The following is a 16,881-nucleotide window of genomic DNA, read 5'->3' on the forward strand; positions in this document are numbered from 1 at the left end:
ACTTCAACGCAAATTACTTGCTTTTTCAAAGAGCGGGAGACGAGGTTTGCTTCGACTACGCTCAGCATAAACTTCTCACCTCTCTCGCTTTTCAAGCAAACCATTTACTTCAACGCAAATTACTTGCTTTTTCAAAGAGCGGGAGACGAGGTTCGAACTCGCGACATTCAGCTTGGAAGGCTGACGCTCTACCAACTGAGCTACTCCCGCATTTTAATAAATTCCAAAAATCCATTCTTTCACAGAACAAAAGAATCACCTCTCGGCGATCGGCAAGGGCAACCCCTTACTGCAATTCCCTAAAAGCTACTCTATAAAAGCCCTACACTTTCAACATCAGCTTATTCAAAAATCATCGTGGGGAGAGCAGGATTCGAACCTGCGAAGGTAAAAACCAACAGATTTACAGTCTGTCCTCGTTGGCCGCTTGAGTATCTCCCCTCTTGCTCCTTATTTTAAATTCTTACAGTTTCCGAAGCATATTCATTTTACACAAACTCCTTTAACAAAAGGACTCTCGAAAAATTCACCTCACTCCTTTCGGACTTTTCACCACCTAATTCTAAAGTCGTATTTCGCCGGATTTAAACCATAAAAAAAGTCCGCTATTTCTAACGGACTGCAAATGTATATATTTATTTTTTTATTCAAAACATTTTTGCTTAATTTTTTCTTATATATGTGCCCTCAGCTTTTCCTTGCGTTTCAGCAACACACGCTCTAAAGATCCAATAGCGGTGTCCACTCCTTCTTCGAACGTTTTACATTGTTTTTTAACGATAAATTCATCGCCCGGCACGTGGACCTTAACTTCCACGATCTTATTCTCCTTTGCACTGGTATTTTCCACTTTCAAATAGACATCCGACGATACGATCTTGTCGTAATAGTTATCCAACTTGTCCATCCTCTTTTGAATGAAATTTACCAGTTTTTCATCTGCCGTAAAATTCACTGATTGCATGTTTACTCTCATTGCATTGGGTATTTCGAAACCACTTCCACTTATCCTGTAGCTACAAACCCTCACTGATTCCACCACCCCAGGCAAGCAGCCCTGCACCGGACAAACTCACCTCGAAAAAAGAAGATCACAGTAAGAGCTCTGGTTTGTTGTACCGGATAAAATACAAGTGCTTTCTGGGTTAAACATTAATTGACTCCGGCAAAATATCTATTTTTTATTCCTCGGATGCGCCTCCCCGTACACCTTTTTCAACTGCGCTATGCTATTGTGTGTGTATACCTGTGTGGAAGCGAGACTGGAATGCCCTAATAACTCTTTTACCGAATTTAAATCTGCACCTTTGTTCAGTATATGAGTCGCAAAAGTATGCCTCAAAATATGCGGACTCTTTTTGACCTTAAAAGACACCTTACTAAAATAATGATTTATTACCCGATACACAAGAGTTTCATAGATTTTATTTCCGTTTTTAACCAAAATTAAGATATCCTCCGAAGCTGCAGTAACCACCTCTCTTCTCTTTTCCAGATATTCCCCGAGAACAACCTCCAGGTGCGCGAGCAAAGGCACAACCCTCTCCTTGTTCCGCTTTCCCAGAATTCTTATCGTCCGGGCGGCAAAATCGATATCTCCGACTTTCAGGTTTATCAGTTCGTTTCTCCGCATCCCGGTAGCATAGAACAACTCTATGATACACCTATCCCGATACCCTTCAAAATTATCTTCGTACGATATTTCCCGGAGCACCGCCCACATCTCCTCTTCCGAAAAAGGAACTTCTATTTTTTTCGGGGTTTTGAGCGACTTGTGCCCGGTCAGAGGATTCACTTCAATAGCCTTCACCTTAATAAGGAACCGGTAATACGCATTCAGAGAAGCTATTTTTCGGTTTATGGACCGGTTAGAAATTCCTTCGTCCACCATTTTCACGATCCAGCTTCGTATTACAGAATAGGAAACTCCCCCAATATCGGAAACGTCATATTCGAAAGCACAAAAATCCGAAAAGAAACGCAAATCCCTTTCGTAAGCACTAACCGTATGTTTCGAATATTTTTTTTCAAAACGCAGGTATTCCAGAAATGACGAAACAGACATATTAAAAGCCTTTTGAAAGACAAAGTTAGCAAACTTTAAAAGGACAGAAAAAAAAGGTAAGGGCTAAGCAAAATAAAACCTGCAGGACATACAGACGGAAGAGAAAGATCAAACTATAAAAAAGGCCATAAAAAAATCTCCCGTATTTAAAACACAGGAGATTTATATTTTACTAAAGAGCAATCAGGACCTAGATATCTTCCTGATCTCTCAAATGCTGAATGTATTGTGCTTTCTGAATTTGAGTCCTCTTTTTCACTGAAGGTTTAGTGAATTGTTGCCTGGTACGCAGCTGACGCATAGTCCCTGTACGGTCAAATTTTCTCTTGAAACGCTTCAGCGCTCTGTCTATATTTTCGCCTTCTTTAATCGGAATTATTAACATATCTTTACCACCCCCTTTCATTTAAGACTGCAAACTTACAACATTAAAGTTCATATTTCCAAATTATTTTATCTTTTTCACAGGGCAAACGCATTAAAAAAACTATAACTGCAACGTTTAATGGTTCCAGGTCTAAAATTCCAGGTTACAAGTTACAGGTTGCATATTTATAGCTCCCCAAGCCCTTTGATAAACTCAGGAAAGGGGCAGGTTAGAGGTGAAATATAAATACCGGCGATCGGAAAACCGGCAACTGGCATGCCCAAACCTGTAACTTGTAACCTGTAACCTGCAACAAAGAAATAATACCTCCAACTTCCATCCCGATATATCGGGACTCTTCAACCCCGAACTGTAACAATGTTACCGCTTACGGATTACTAATTACTGCTCCTCTCTTATATAATGCGTTTACCCTGGCCTTTTTCACTTTATTCATTTTTCCCATTCCAAAAACCGCACATTTCTTTAAACAGATTTATTTCACCGACCACACAGAATACCCCTTTGAGGGCGCTTCTATTTTAACCCTTTTGTCCGCTTCCGTAACAGGTTCCCAACCGGAATGCCCCGTATAATCCTTTATGGCAGAATTCGCCCAGTTGGTATCCACCCATTTTTCCTGGCGGGAGCTTGAGTTATTTATATAGACTATAATTCCCTGGTTGTTATACCCGTTTCTCCGGGCTATATATTCGTCATTATCACAGTACAGGATATCCGTGCTTCCGCCTGCGAGGTTATTATGTATCCATATGAGATTGTTCAACTTGTTTTTATCCAGCCATTCTTCATAATCCCTGTAAAAAACAGTAGGATACCCTTCGTGTGTGAGTATGTAGGCATAAGCCAGCATTTTACCATTATAGATCTCATCCGTATCATGGTTCGTCACAAAAGTAACGGACCGCATCGCATTCCGCTTCCATAACATATCGTCATTCAGCCTGGTAAGGTCATTTCCTTCAAAAGCATCCCGCATCCTGTAGTAGCAGGCAAAATCAAAAGCACTGGCTCCGGCTTCCCCCGTCCACCAGTCCAGCGTAGCCGCATTACCATCCCAGTATTCTCCAACGGAAAAGCCACCTACTTCATCCGTCCACGCTTTTACCACCCAGGGCTCAAAGCCCTTTACATAATCGAATCTCCAACCATCAAAACCTACCTGGTCCTTGTAGTACTTCGCTACGGAATTCGCACCTTTCCACAGCCAGTTCTGAACATTTTCCTTGTGATGACACAAATCGGCAAAACCTCCGAAAGTCCCGCTGTCGCCGGAATGATAATCATTGGGATGAAAATCGTACATATCCCGGTAAAACATTCCCGAAGCAGGATTGTAATCCGTATATGTCTGACCTCCCGTAAAAATATTATCCTCCGCATCTCCACCACTGTTGTGGTTAATCACAATATCGGCTATTACACTCAAACCATTCTGATGTGCTTCACCCACAAGGCTGGTTAATTCGGAAGCCGATCCGAACCTGGTCTCCACACTTCCCATCTGATCGTATTGCCCGAAATCAAAATAATCGAAAGGATCATACCCCATGGAATACGCTCCGTTATGGGCCTTGGAAACCGGCGGTAACCATATGGCATCTATACCGGCATTACTCCAGTCTGCCACCTTACCTTTCACATTATTCCACCAGGTACCGCCCTCCGGAACATCCCAGTAAAAAGCCTGCATCATTACACCGGACCCCATTACCTTAAGCCCTTCACGGGAAGACGCCACATAATGCGCTTCCGGTCCCTGACTTTTTTCCTTACCTTCCGAGATATCCGGGTCCGGTGTACAGCCGGAAAGAACAACAGTCAAAGCAAGAGAAGTAATCCGGTATTTTAGAATTGTTAATTTTTTTGGTAGAATTTTCATATTTCAAGTGTTTTATGCGTTGATTACTGATAAATCTACAAAAAACACTTGCATCAAAAACACCGATCAAAAATGAAAACGTTTTCGTGTTGAAAACTTTTTCAAAAACACACTTCCAATAAAAAAAGCCGGCAATTCAGCCGGCTTTTACATATACTTTTATCATGAACAGCTATTCCTTATTTCAGGATTTGCCTGGAAATAACCACTTTCTGTATTTCAGTGGTACCTTCCCCGATGGTACACAACTTGGAATCCCTGTAAAACTTCTCCACCGGGAAATCTTTGGTATACCCATAGCCTCCATGTACCTGAACCGCTTCATTAGCAATTTTCACACAAGCTTCGGATGCGTACATTTTTGCCATAGCACTGATCTTGGTTATATCTCTTCCTGCATTCTTACCGAAGGCAGCTTTGTGCAGTAAAAGTTCCGAAACTTCTATTTCCGTAGCCATATCTACCAGTTTAAAGGAAATTCCCTGAAATTCACAGATCGCCTTTCCGAATTGCACTCTTTCTTTCGAATATTTCAATGCAGCTTCATAAGCACCTTTCGCTATACCCAGGGACAATGCTCCTATGGATATCCGTCCGCCATCCAGTACTTTCATAGATTGTACAAAACCTTCCCCTACATTTCCCAGCCTGTTAGCATCGGAGAGCCTGCAATTATCAAAAACCAGTTCAGCAGTTTCACTGGCCCGCATCCCCAGTTTATCTTCTTTTTTCCCACTACTGAACCCGGGTGTTCCTTTTTCCACAACAAAAGCGGTCATTCCCCTGGAATCTCCTTTTTCTCCTGTACGGACTATTACCACAGCTACATCCCCGCTTTTCCCGTGGGTGATAAAGTTTTTAGCCCCGTTCAGCACCCATTCATTCCCTTCTTTCACCGCAGTAGTACTCATCCCTCCGGCATCCGAGCCCGTGTTATGCTCCGTAAGCCCCCAGGCTCCAATCCACTCACCTGTCGCCAGTTTTGGAAGCCATTTTTGCTTTTGCTCCTCATTACCGAACTCCAGAATATGGTTTGTACAGAGAGAATTATGCGCTGCTACCGACAATCCTATGGATGGGTCTACCCTGGATATTTCTTCAATAACCGCTATATATTCATGGTATCCGAGCCCGGATCCGCCATACTGCTGGGGAACCAAAACCCCCATAAAACCAAACTCCCCGGCCTTTTTAAACAATTCCACAGGAAACACCTGCTTTTCATCCCACTCCATAACGTGAGGTTTTATAAACTGTTCCGCAAACTCTCTTGCGGAGGCCTTCACCATTTGCTGAGTTTCCGGGTAATCGAAGTTCATCGCGGTATTTATATCGACATTCATTTAACCAATTATTTAATTAAATATATGATAATCAAATTACAAAACACAACAAAAATATGATGTTCAAAAGTATAAAGCAAGCTATAAACACTAAAATAAAGATAAAAAAACAGGAGGTTAATCCTACAACCTCCTACATTTTTTAAACGCTATAACGAGAATAATATGACGGATAGCACCCTTACGGTTATTTCAATTATGAAGAAAAACGCCTAGACCTCAGGGCTTTTCTTTATCCGTTTCCCCTCCTTATTACAGTATTCCTATTTTCACACCGCTTATTATTGTGTTGCCAAATATAGTTTAATTCTCTCAATTTTCTCCCCGGGAAAATCTTCAATTTTACGGAGTTCATCGACCGACTTTATCGTATCGACCTTCGTCCTGTAAGCTATTATCTTCCCTGCATCTTCCCAACTCAGGTACACCAGGGAGGCCAGGTCTTTACGGGATGCGGAATTAATATCCAGTTTTTTAATTCCGGGCAACTCCACCACTTCAAACCGCCCCATTATCCTTTGCACCGTTACGGAATCCAACCCGTAAACTTCATAAAGCTGTGCATCTAGAAAGAAACCACCGAGCAGGTCCCTGTACTTCACTATGCGGGCGGAAAGCTTTTCCCCGATACCGGGTATACTTTTTAAATCTCCGGCAGTAGCCCGGTTTATATCTTTTTTTATTTCATTTTTCGCAACAGGTCTTTCGGAAAGGCCTGCTCTCCTTGCCTGCTGTTTCTTTACAAAATCCGGAAACCGAAAATAAGGAGCCATTTGGTGCAACAGAGAATCGGACACCCCGGTAACCTCGGCAAATTCCGAAGCCGAATGCACAAATTTACCTGTCTCCCTGAAGGCATGAAGCTTGTCTATTTCAGCCACGCTCATTCCCAGCATATACGCCCTGTGGTCCGAAAGATAATTGGGGTTAAAGGGATATACGGTATCCCGCTTTCCTTGTAAAGCCCGCAAAGAATCCATTTTTGCACGGAAACCGGTCAGGGCGTCTTCTTCATCCTCCTGCCCTTTTGCAGTAAACAGAAATCCGGATGCGAAATATATACCCTGCACCAAAAGAATAAGCAACAGCAAAAAGAAAATCCCACTTCTCTCTTTCTTATCGAAACGGAAGTGGGACCATATCTTCATAACAATATATCTTTACCCGGGTCTTTTATTCCTCCCGTGGAGTAACATCATCATTTTCCGAATAAGAATCCGGCTCCTGTTTAGGCGGTGTTACTAAAACCTTGTAAAAGAAATATCCCGCAATGGCTGTTACCACACCCTGTGCAAGTATCATGGTTATTAATGCTGTTATATTCATACTCTTGTTACCCTCCCTTCTCTGACTCTTTTCCTGTAAGATACATAAATTAATACCAAAATAAATATCAGTAGCGCCAAAAGAAATCCTCTGGCCATATTTACCGCAGAAAGATTTTCCTGCAATCTCTGGATCTCTACCGGGTCTGTCGCGTCCGCGATCTGCTGTCTGAGCCCGGTATTGGTGATCTTTTTAATTATGGACAGGTTATCCAGCGTCCATCCGTTTCCGGAGAACAGACTGCGGATATTACCGGACCAGTCGTTTCCTTTCGGGGCAAACACCGTTCCCAGGAAAACCACAATTAATATCACCGGGGTCACAAATTTAATAATGTATTTATAGATACCCGGAATTTTTATATCCGCCCCCATATTAATCTCTCTCCATCCTTTCTTCAAACCGAATACCCAGGAGAACAATATGGTTTCCATCATAGCAAAGACAACAAGACTCACCGTCCCGGCCCAGTAATCATATTCATCAAAGACCCCTTCCTGGAAGAAAAATACGGTTGGCAGCCCCATGATAAGGGTTACCAGACCGAAAGCCCAGGCTCCTTTTTTCCTGTCCCAGCCAAATTCGTCCTGCATAAAACTCACACAAGGTGTTCCCATGGCAAGAGAACTGGTAATACCGGAAAAGAACAATAACCCGAACCACATGACCCCCGCAATGGCCGCGAATAATGTTCCCCATTGCTGGAAGAGATAAGGCATGGTCTGGAATGCCATACCAAAACCGGCATTTTCCATCACCCAGTCCATACCGAGATACCCTGCAGCTATGGGAATAACTATGGAACTTCCTATAACCACTTCGATAAATTCGTTCATAAAACCGGCGGAGACAGAGTTCAGCGCAATATCATCTTTACTTTTCACATAGGCCGCATAGCAGTGTACAGTACCCATTCCGACGGAAAGTGTAAAGAATATCTGTCCGGCAGCAGCCATCCACACTTTAAGGTCCAGTATAGATTCGTATTGTGGTGTCCATAAGAAATTCAATCCGTCCCAGGCATTGGCATCGGGAAACATCTCTGAAGCCCCGCTTGTTCCGAGAGTAAGCCCTCTTACGGCTAATATCACTCCGAAAAGAATTAACAAAGGCATCCCGATCTTAGCTACTTTCTCCACACCACCAAGCCCTTTCGAAAGGACATATACATTAATAGCCAGACAGAGTATGTAAAAAATAACAGCCTCATACGGGATTCCCGTTGTACTGTGAAGGACATCGGTATAGGACAGGAAGAAGTTGGCCACATCGGACTGATCCATTCCCGTAAAAGTTCCTTTTACGGAATGCAGCACATAAGACATGGTCCACGACTCAATATAGGCGTAATAAGCCGCTACGGCAATATTGGTAAAGATGCCGAATACACCTATGTATTTCAGTACCCTTCCTTTGGTCATCGTATCGAGAATATAGGGAGTACTGTGATTACCGAACCGCCCTCCGTATCTACCGGAAGACCATTCTATAAACAACAAGGGAATCCCCATCAAAAGAAAACACACCAGATAGGGTATGATAAAAGCCCCTCCTCCGTTTTGTACGGCCTGCACCGGGAAACGTAAAAAATTCCCCAGTCCCACGGCATTTCCTGCCATTGCAAGAATAAGCCCGACCCTGGACCCCCAGGATTCTGTAGTTTTTGTCATACTTCAACAATAATAATTAACTCTCCTCCTTAGCTGCCTTCACCGGCTTCGGTTTTTTGAAAAGTTCATTGGCATTCAACTTGCGGATATATTCTTTCATGTCCGCACGAACTTCTCCGGACATGATATACAATCCGATAATATTCGGGAGTGCCATGGCCAGAAGCATCATGTCCGAGAACTCAAGAACGGCACCCAAACTGATAGAAGCGCCCAAAACTACGAACATTAGAAATAATATCTTGTATACAAACTCCACTCTTTTACTTTTTCCGAAAAGAAATGTGGCGGCCCGCATGCCGTAGTAAGACCACGAAATAGCTGTTGAAAAGGCAAAAAGGAATACTGCCATGGCCAGTACGTACGGGAACCAGCTTATTACACTACCAAAGGCTTCAGATGTTAACTGGGCACCTCCGAGCCCTTCGGCTCCCTGATAAACTCCTGTAAATATAAGTACCAGGGCAGTAAGAGTACAAACCACCACCGTATCGATAAAAGGCTCGAGCAGGGCGACAAATCCTTCGGAAACGGGGTGTTTCGTTTTGGCAGCAGAGTGCGCTATAGCAGCAGACCCTACCCCTGCTTCATTAGAGAATGTTCCGCGACGGAACCCCTGTATAAGTACCCCTATAAACCCTCCTTTTAAAGCCCCGGGATTAAAAGCTCCGTCAAATATCTCCATAAAGGCATCGCCGATATGGCTGATATGCATAAATATTACCACGAGGGCAAAAAAGACATATACGGACGCCATAAAAGGCACTACCTTTTCAGTAACTTTAGCAATACTTTTAATTCCTCCTAGGATCACCGCTCCTACCAGTATGGCCATAATAATACCAAACCAGAAACCATAGCCCTCGAGAACCGGAAACTGTCCCTGTAGCTGATCGAAAGCCTGGTTGGACTGGAACATATTACCCGAACCGAAGGAAGCACCTATACACAACACCGCAAAGACGACAGCCAGTACTTTTCCGAATTTTTCTTTCCCCCGGATTTTCAATCCTTTAACCAGGTAACTCATAGGGCCTCCGAAAACCCTTCCGTCCGCATGGATTTCCCTGTATTTCACACCAAGGGAGCACTCTACAAACTTGGAAGACATTCCCAGAAACCCGGCAAGGACCATCCAAAAGGTCGCTCCGGGGCCTCCTACGGCAATCGCTATGGCCACCCCGGCAATATTACCGAGACCAACCGTACCGGACACTGCCGTAGCCAAAGCCTGGAAATGTGTCACCTGTCCCGGGGCCTCAGATTCGTCATAATGTCCTCTGGCAAGCTGTATAGCATGTTTAAAACCACGGATATTGATGAACTTCATACGAAGTGTAAAGAAAAGTCCTCCTATAATAAGCCATATCACAATGAACGGAGCGGAAATTGTAAGGGGGTCACCGTTGGGGTGTAAGAGGGGATTTCCGCTGTCATCATAAATAACCGGGTCATACATTCCTACCGCGGCAAAAGGGTCCCAAAACAAAACGGAACCAATTGCATCTACTATAGGTTGCGTGGTTCCGTTAAAAATTTCTGTTATGGATTCTGCGGGGACTTCATACTTTCTGGTGACAGAAAGTCCCTTTGCATCTGTGACCGTTACCGTATACGGAATTCCTTCCGTGAGTCGCGATGCCATGTTAGACTTCAATGGCGTAGACTGATTGCTCCACTTATACGTGTACGGTTCCTGACCTCCTTCCACCTGAAGTTCTATCCGGGCATCATTGATGACCTTCGATGGATTTTCCAGGATTTCTTTTATGGTTAGTTCTTGTGAAAATACTGTAAAACACGTTAATGTTAAGAGAAGAGAGAGAAATTTATTTCTCATAAAATGCATATTTAAATTTTAGATTAGAGTTAGTGTTTATACTTAAATACGTACTGAACCTGTTTAAACTTTTTCCATCCCGACAATTATCGGGGGCTAAAATATTAAATGAGTTCATTATAAAAAATTATTTCAAATTAATGAAATAGAGGGTAATTCGTTAAAAGGGAGCAATATCCAAAAAAAAAGGGTCTAAATCAAATTTTGTATCTGATTTCATATCCCAATTATCAAAAAAGCAGAAAAAACAGCCAACTGCCTCAGGGCATCCCTGAGGCGGGTATCGCGACACGGGGAATTCAAAGGAAACAACCCTTGAATTCAATTCCGATACATCCCGATGGTTTTCGGGGCTGAGTATAAATTTTACAGAGGGAGTCCGATTATTTCCTGAAAAAGAAATGATGCGGTAATAGCATTAAAGATCAAATACGGAAGTCCTTTTGGTGTACACCATATCCTTGAGTTTAAGCACAAAAGCCAGGGTCAGGTAAACCGCAAACCATATACCGAAGGTGGCAAAGGAGACATATATAAAAAACAACCGCACGTTTTTTGCCTTCATCCCGAGTCTGTCCGCAAGACGGGAAGATACGGCAAAACCGTGCTTTTCAAAAAAATACCGGATGTTATTCAGTGTTTTCACGGACGCTAAGATAAACAATTATCATACACACACGCCTAAAATACACCCAGGGAAAACGCATCTTAAAATTTAAAAACTCCATAACTTTTCATCGAACCCGAAAACTTTCTACGTAGGATACGTTTGCCCCCGGACACTCCCCTTATTGTTTAAGTAGCTGGTGGCCTATAGTGCATTCCAGGCAACGGTTTTTTGCACAATATGTATTATACAACTGCAGCAGGGCCTGACTGTCTTTCGCATTTTCTGCCTTCACACCTAATATGTCATATTTATCCGTAATCCGGTTTGTTTCCGGGTTAAGATTAGTGGCTATATCAAATATCAAGGCATTGACATCTTTCCCGGTATAACGGGAATAACAGAACTTAACCGGAATAACGGTGTTAATCAACAATAGATCTATGAAACTTCCGGTAAGGGGTTTTGCCCGTTTCCCGGATATCTTCCCGAAAGTATAATGGTTTTCCCAGTAACCGGAAGCCCTGCTGTTAAAAAGATCATAGAAATCCTTTACGTTACGGACATCCATCGCAGAAGCAAACAATGTCTTTCTGGTAAAATACAGGTTTGCCAGTTGAGATAACCGCAATGTGGGGAAATTGGCCGGCTGCAACCTGTGAAAACGCGGACGGACTACCCCTGTACCGGCAAGCTTGAATTTCCTCCTGAGATACATGTATTCCTTTTGCAGCTCTTTCATATACGAATCCGGAGCTTCGCTTTCTTCCAGCAAACCTGCCTGCCCAAAAAGAAGGGCTTCCAGCTGCAACAGGTCTCCCTGGACTTTCCGGACAACACTATAACTCACGGAATCGGCTATACTGCGGAAAGAATCTCCGTTAACCTTGAGCCCGAAATTCTTCATCAGATTCCGGAAAAATACGGCTTCCCAGTCGTTTTTAGAATCCTCCAGGTCCCGGAAAACGGCAACAGACTTCCGTTCCAGCCGCTCAAAGAATAGTCTTTCCAGGTAATTATTGCGCAAAAAACCATCTACGCCACCAATTTCCTTTTCACAATTGATAAATTTATACCCGTTCTTTAAGAGATTATCATAGTTTGCATAAACCGCCCCGGGCACGATATGCTTTAGTTCCACTGCGGGAATAGCAGAATTATCTTTACGGAAAACAGGCATATCGTCTTCCCAGACCACATGAAGTACCACATTGTCATAGGCCATGTCTTTTTCATGATGATGCACGTACCAGTCCGAAGATTTAACGTGAACCTCTACATTTCCGGCCCATAACTGTCCGTCTACACGCAGCTTCGCATTAAAAAAATCCGGCCCGGATAAATTGTTGTGATGACCTGTAGCCAGCACTTCTACTTTCTCCCGGGCAGATGTATATAATACTTCCCCGCGAAACTTCTGAAATTTCCACAGGTAATGCAAAAAGTCTTCTTTCATAATACTAAAAACAAATGATGATTTATGCTCTCCGCAAACAACCTTTTCATTAAAAAAACGAATAAATATATAAATTTCAGACAATTACACCAAAAACAAGAAGTGCGGTGTTCCCCTGATCTCATGTTTTCAAAAAAAAAGTTGCCCGTTTCATTTTTAATAATAACTTTGCATTTCAAAGTACTTTATAGTGGATTCAAATAAATACTTAAAAGACATAAGCGATATCAGGGACCTGATGCAAAAGTCCTCCCGCTTTATTTCGCTCAGCGGCCTTTCCGGGATTCTGGCCGGAATATATGCTCTTATTGGCGCTGCCGCTGCCTACCTATTGGTCACGAAATCCGCCAGAGAATATCTTATCCTGGACGGCTACATCTTCCGGATGGTACTCCTCGATCTGTTCCTTGTCGCGTTCTTCAGCATTGTTACAGCCATTTTTCTGACGACGCGAAAAGCCAAAAAAAACGGGGAAAAAGTCTGGGACAGCTCCTCCCGGAGACTTATTATCAATTTCCTGATACCTATGGTTGTGGGCGGATTGTATATACTCATTATACTGGACCAACAGAAATACGGACAAACCGCAGCATTGATGCTGATCTTCTACGGACTTGCCCTGGTTAATGCATCCAAATACAGTATCGGGGACATCCGGTACCTGGGATATATCGAAATCCTGCTGGGGCTTGTTTGCGCCCTGCTCCCCGGGTACGGGTTCTGGCTTTGGGTAGCCGGTTTTGGAGTGATGCACATTATATACGGGCTCCTTATGTATTACAAATACGACAAGCCTTAAGTTTTGAGCATTATAGACGACATAAATAAGGCCTTTGATCACCGTGTTCGGTTGGGAATAATGTCCGTACTTATGGTAAACGAATATGCAGATTTCAAGGGATTGAAAGAACTTCTGGACGTAACCGACGGCAACCTGGCCAGCCATGCCAAAGCCCTGGAACAAGCGGGATATATAACCGTACAAAAACAATTTATAGAAAGAAAACCAAACACCAGGTACACAGCAACCTTATCCGGAAAAGCAGCTTTTAAAAAGCACCTGGACGCCCTGGAAAAACTCATAAACAGAAGCGAATAATTTTTTTACTCAATAACTTTGAATTTCAAAGTACTTTAAAAACAAATTAAAACATGGAACAATCTCAAAAAAACAACAGTAAATTCGGAAACTGGATCCGGACATCCATTACCGCACGCATGATGATGATCGGTTTTTTAATACTGGTTTTACTCATCCCCCTTTCCTTTATCAAAGACCTGATCCGGGAAAGGTCGCAAAGGAAACAGGATGTAATGAACGAGATCAGCGAAAAATGGGGCGGTGAAGTTTTGCTTTACGGCCCGGTCATGGAAATACCTTTTAAAACTTTTCAGGAAAAAACCGTGGTAGATGAAAGCACAAAAAAGGTATACACCGAAACCATAGAAAGCATAAGCTATGCCTACTTTTTTCCGGAAACACTGAATATTGATGCCAGAGTAGACCCGGAAGAAAAATATTACGGTATCTACAAAACCAGTGTTTACGAAAGTAAAATGGATATATCCGGTTCTTTCTCCAGGCCTGATTTCAGTGAAAAAGAAGTCGATGAGAAACATGTGCTATGGGAAAAAGCCCGGATAATTTTCAGGCTGTCCAACCAAAAAGGGGTAAGCAACAAGGTAGAGGTCCGGCTCGGGGCAAATGCTTACGGTTTTAAATCCAGATATACTACAGATGAGATGTACGCAACCACCTTCCCCCCTCTCAATACCCTTGAAAGCTCTCCGTTAAAGAGGGAAGATATTCCTACCGAAAACCATTCCGGTTTCCGTATGACACTCGATATCAAAGGCAGCAAGCAGGTAAGCTTTATTCCCACAGGAAAGCAAACGGAAGCAAAGGTTTCTTCGGATTGGAAAACAGCGAATTTCTTCGGGAAATTTTTACCGTATAATGACGACAAGGTTCACGAGAACGGTTTTGATGCGAAGTGGAAAATACTGGACATCAATCGTCCGTTCTCACAACAGTATTTTCATCAACTCCCCCAATTAAATTCGTATGCCTTCGGGGTAAATTTTATGATTCCGGTCGATGAGTATCAAAAAAGCGAAAGATCCGCAAAATATGGCTTTATGGTCATCTGCCTTACTTTCCTGGTGTTTTTCCTTATCCAGACCATGAGTAAGATCAATATACACCCTTTCCAGTACCTGATGATAGGGCTTGCCCTGACCATGTTCTATACTTTGTTAATCTCCATTTCCGAACACAGTAATTTCCTCAAGGCTTACCTGATCGCGGGAATTTCGGTGGTTACCCTTATCACGGCTTACTCCGTATCCATATTGAGGTCCAGAAGCTTCCCCTTGTTTATATTCCTGTCCCTCACCGCGCTGTATTCCTTTATATACATTATCATACAATTGGAAAATTATGCGCTTGTGGTAGGCAGTGCAGGCCTGTTCCTCATACTGGCTATAGTAATGTTCGTATCCAGGAAAATCGACTGGGGTAATAATTAAAAACCAATCCCGCCTTTTTTCAAAGGTAAAAGGCGGGATAATTTTATTATTCTGTAATGTCCCCTTCCCACTCTATGATACCTCCCAGCAGGTTATGAGCATCTTCAAAGCCCAACTGGTTCATAATAGCACAGGCCTGTGCACTTCTGGCTCCGGAACGGCAATACACGTAGTAGGTTTTGGATTTATCGAGCTTTTCCAGTTCATCTATGAAACCCTGTCCCTGGCGGATGTCTATATTTACCGCATCGGGAATATATCCTTCCTCAAATTCTTCTTCGGTACGCACATCCAGAATAACCGCATTTTTGTCTTTTCCCAGTTGCTCCGCCCATTCCTCCTGAATTAAATCTGCCATAATGTTTTCTTTTTTTCAAAATTACACAAAACAAAAAAACCGGAACTACTTGTCCCGGATAATTTATCCTCTTATACTTTTCCGGTTCTCAACCGATTTGTCAACCGGCAAACAGAGGATCGGAAAGATTATTTAATGTTACATCCTATCGCCTTGGTAGTAGTAATCCTGATTTCCTTTCCCCCCAGCATGGCATCCACCGCATCTTCCACATAACGGGTCTCTACGGAAGCTTCATCCTGATAATTATCGTCTATAGCCCCTATATAACGTACCTCATTCCCTTCCTCCTTTTTTTCCAGCAGAAAAACATGAGGTGTCCGGGTAGCTCCGTACTTAGGGTAAATATCCTGACCTTCATCCAACAAATAAGGAAAACCAAAATTTTTCTCCGTAGCACGCACCTGCATGTCTTCAAAACTGTCTTTTGGAGATTTCTTGGGGTTATTCGGATTGATAGCTATAACCGGGACACCCATTTTCCTGTACTTTTTATCCAGGGCAATAATCCTGTCTTCGTAAGCCTGGGCATACGGACAGGTATTACAGGTAAATATCACCAGGTACCCTTTGGCTCCCCGGTAATCGGACAGGGAAACCATTTTACCATCTACGTTTTTCAGACTAAAATCCTCTGCGAGGTCTCCTATCTGGTAACCATCGTCATGGACAGGAATATTTGCCGATAAAGAACTTATTGTCAGCACAACGGCGAGCAATAAGAAAGTTCTGATTATTTTCATTTCGTATCCTTTAAAGCTTTCAGGTTGTTTTCCAGATCTTCGTACGTCAAAGCCGATTCGTAAAACACACGCTTAGACCTGTTATATATTAGTGTAGCCGGTATGGCGCCCGACCATTCTGCATTTACTTTTGGAATCCACTCATTCTGTTTCGGATCGTCCAGCACAACCACCCGGGATTCCAGTTTTTTCTCACTGACAAAAGGAAGCAGCTTCTTTTCAAAAGTCCCTGGCATATCCAGGCTCACCAGCACTACCTCTACCCCTCTATTCGCATATTCCTTTTGGAGACGCTCGAAATAAGGCAACTCCGCAACACATGGTTTACACCAGGTAGCCCAAAAATTAATCACATATATTTTGTCGTCCTTTTTGTGTAAAAACCGTTCAAAACCGGCAAAATCGTACACCCGGATTTGCAGGTCTCCGTCCGTAACCACATCTTTCGGTGGCAGTTCACCGATACTCGTCTCTGCTTCTGCTATCTCCACCTTCTTGCTACCATCCGTCTTACAGGAAATCAAAATTACAAAAAACGCGCAGGTTATATGTAGTTTCATCTCTATAATTTTTTATCCGGAACCGGCAAAAAAATCGTAAAGCCTTCCTCAGGAAAAGCCTTTTCTTCGATTCCGGGATTTTTCAACAAAAGCACATCACTAACAATCCTGAGC

Annotated in this window: 17 protein-coding genes and 2 tRNA genes; 3 read left to right on the top strand and 16 right to left on the bottom strand. The window is 42.9% G+C overall.

The genetic code is table 11. From position 1 onward, the window contains the following. Positions 1 to 137: 137 nt before the first annotated feature. The 13 genes from ACVBDU_RS16640 to ACVBDU_RS16700 all read right to left on the bottom strand — a co-directional run bounded on the left by ACVBDU_RS16640 (position 138) and on the right by ACVBDU_RS16700 (position 12,577). Positions 138 to 210 (bottom strand) — tRNA-Gly (locus ACVBDU_RS16640). Between the two features lie 148 nt (positions 211 to 358). Then, positions 359 to 441: transfer RNA gene (locus ACVBDU_RS16645), tRNA-Tyr, on the bottom strand. A 232-nt stretch (positions 442 to 673) separates the two neighbouring features. Further along, positions 674 to 976: a ribosome hibernation-promoting factor, HPF/YfiA family gene (hpf, locus tag ACVBDU_RS16650; protein ID WP_447180856.1), complete on the bottom strand. Its 303-nt coding sequence runs from the start codon at positions 974 to 976 to the stop codon at positions 674 to 676. A 198-nt stretch (positions 977 to 1,174) separates the two neighbouring features. Then, positions 1,175 to 2,065, bottom strand: coding sequence for a tyrosine-type recombinase/integrase (locus ACVBDU_RS16655; protein ID WP_447180857.1), 891 nt, complete (start codon positions 2,063 to 2,065; stop codon positions 1,175 to 1,177). Between the two features lie 190 nt (positions 2,066 to 2,255). Beyond that, positions 2,256 to 2,450 (bottom strand): 30S ribosomal protein S21, encoded by a 195-nt coding sequence (gene rpsU / locus ACVBDU_RS16660; protein ID WP_123216355.1) that lies wholly within the window; start codon positions 2,448 to 2,450, stop codon positions 2,256 to 2,258. Positions 2,451 to 2,928: 478 nt separating this feature from the next. After that, positions 2,929 to 4,335: an alpha-amylase gene (locus ACVBDU_RS16665; RefSeq protein ID WP_447180858.1), complete on the bottom strand. Its 1,407-nt coding sequence runs from the start codon at positions 4,333 to 4,335 to the stop codon at positions 2,929 to 2,931. 179 nt (positions 4,336 to 4,514) lie between these two features. Continuing rightward, on the bottom strand, positions 4,515 to 5,654 hold the full coding sequence (locus ACVBDU_RS16670; RefSeq protein WP_447181206.1) for an acyl-CoA dehydrogenase family protein: 1,140 nt from the start codon (positions 5,652 to 5,654) through the stop codon (positions 4,515 to 4,517). Positions 5,655 to 5,959: 305 nt separating this feature from the next. Then, positions 5,960 to 6,826, bottom strand: a complete 867-nt coding sequence (locus ACVBDU_RS16675; RefSeq protein WP_447180859.1) for a ComEA family DNA-binding protein — start codon at positions 6,824 to 6,826, stop codon at positions 5,960 to 5,962. Between the two features lie 25 nt (positions 6,827 to 6,851). After that, complete coding sequence (locus ACVBDU_RS16680) at positions 6,852 to 7,004, bottom strand: hypothetical protein (protein WP_447180860.1); 153 nt, start codon at positions 7,002 to 7,004, stop codon at positions 6,852 to 6,854. Beyond that, on the bottom strand, positions 7,001 to 8,674 hold the full coding sequence (locus ACVBDU_RS16685; RefSeq protein ID WP_447180861.1) for a sodium-dependent transporter: 1,674 nt from the start codon (positions 8,672 to 8,674) through the stop codon (positions 7,001 to 7,003). The genes ACVBDU_RS16680 and ACVBDU_RS16685 overlap by 4 nt, the downstream gene beginning before the upstream one ends. 16 nt (positions 8,675 to 8,690) lie before the next feature. Continuing rightward, entirely contained in the window at positions 8,691 to 10,514 is a 1,824-nt protein-coding gene (locus tag ACVBDU_RS16690) for an amino acid carrier protein (protein ID WP_447180862.1), read from the bottom strand. Between the two features lie 418 nt (positions 10,515 to 10,932). Next, complete coding sequence (locus tag ACVBDU_RS16695; protein WP_123216352.1) at positions 10,933 to 11,160, bottom strand: PspC domain-containing protein; 228 nt, start codon at positions 11,158 to 11,160, stop codon at positions 10,933 to 10,935. Positions 11,161 to 11,302: 142 nt separating this feature from the next. Then, positions 11,303 to 12,577, bottom strand: a complete 1,275-nt coding sequence (locus tag ACVBDU_RS16700; protein WP_447180863.1) for a DUF2851 family protein — start codon at positions 12,575 to 12,577, stop codon at positions 11,303 to 11,305. A 190-nt stretch (positions 12,578 to 12,767) separates the two neighbouring features. Here ACVBDU_RS16700 and ACVBDU_RS16705 point away from each other — a divergent pair, with 190 nt between their 5' ends. The 3 genes from ACVBDU_RS16705 to creD are packed head-to-tail and all read left to right on the top strand — an operon-like array spanning position 12,768 to position 15,106. Continuing rightward, on the top strand, positions 12,768 to 13,376 hold the full coding sequence (locus tag ACVBDU_RS16705; RefSeq protein WP_447180864.1) for a hypothetical protein: 609 nt from the start codon (positions 12,768 to 12,770) through the stop codon (positions 13,374 to 13,376). Positions 13,377 to 13,379: 3 nt separating this feature from the next. Further along, positions 13,380 to 13,676 (top strand): winged helix-turn-helix domain-containing protein, encoded by a 297-nt coding sequence (locus ACVBDU_RS16710; protein WP_447180865.1) that lies wholly within the window; start codon positions 13,380 to 13,382, stop codon positions 13,674 to 13,676. A 53-nt stretch (positions 13,677 to 13,729) separates the two neighbouring features. Beyond that, positions 13,730 to 15,106, top strand: coding sequence for a cell envelope integrity protein CreD (creD, locus tag ACVBDU_RS16715; RefSeq protein WP_447180866.1), 1,377 nt, complete (start codon positions 13,730 to 13,732; stop codon positions 15,104 to 15,106). A 46-nt stretch (positions 15,107 to 15,152) separates the two neighbouring features. On the opposite strand, the gene ACVBDU_RS16720 is transcribed toward creD, so the two are convergent. From ACVBDU_RS16720 to ACVBDU_RS16730, 3 genes are all read right to left on the bottom strand, one after another. After that, positions 15,153 to 15,464: a rhodanese-like domain-containing protein gene (locus ACVBDU_RS16720; protein WP_447180867.1), complete on the bottom strand. Its 312-nt coding sequence runs from the start codon at positions 15,462 to 15,464 to the stop codon at positions 15,153 to 15,155. 128 nt (positions 15,465 to 15,592) lie between these two features. After that, positions 15,593 to 16,207 (bottom strand): thioredoxin family protein, encoded by a 615-nt coding sequence (locus tag ACVBDU_RS16725; protein ID WP_447180868.1) that lies wholly within the window; start codon positions 16,205 to 16,207, stop codon positions 15,593 to 15,595. Continuing rightward, positions 16,204 to 16,767 (bottom strand): TlpA family protein disulfide reductase, encoded by a 564-nt coding sequence (locus ACVBDU_RS16730; protein WP_447180869.1) that lies wholly within the window; start codon positions 16,765 to 16,767, stop codon positions 16,204 to 16,206. Before ACVBDU_RS16730 ends, ACVBDU_RS16725 begins: the two co-directional genes overlap by 4 nt. Between the last annotated feature and the right edge of the window lie 114 nt (positions 16,768 to 16,881).

The organism is Sinomicrobium endophyticum, assembly GCF_052983315.1.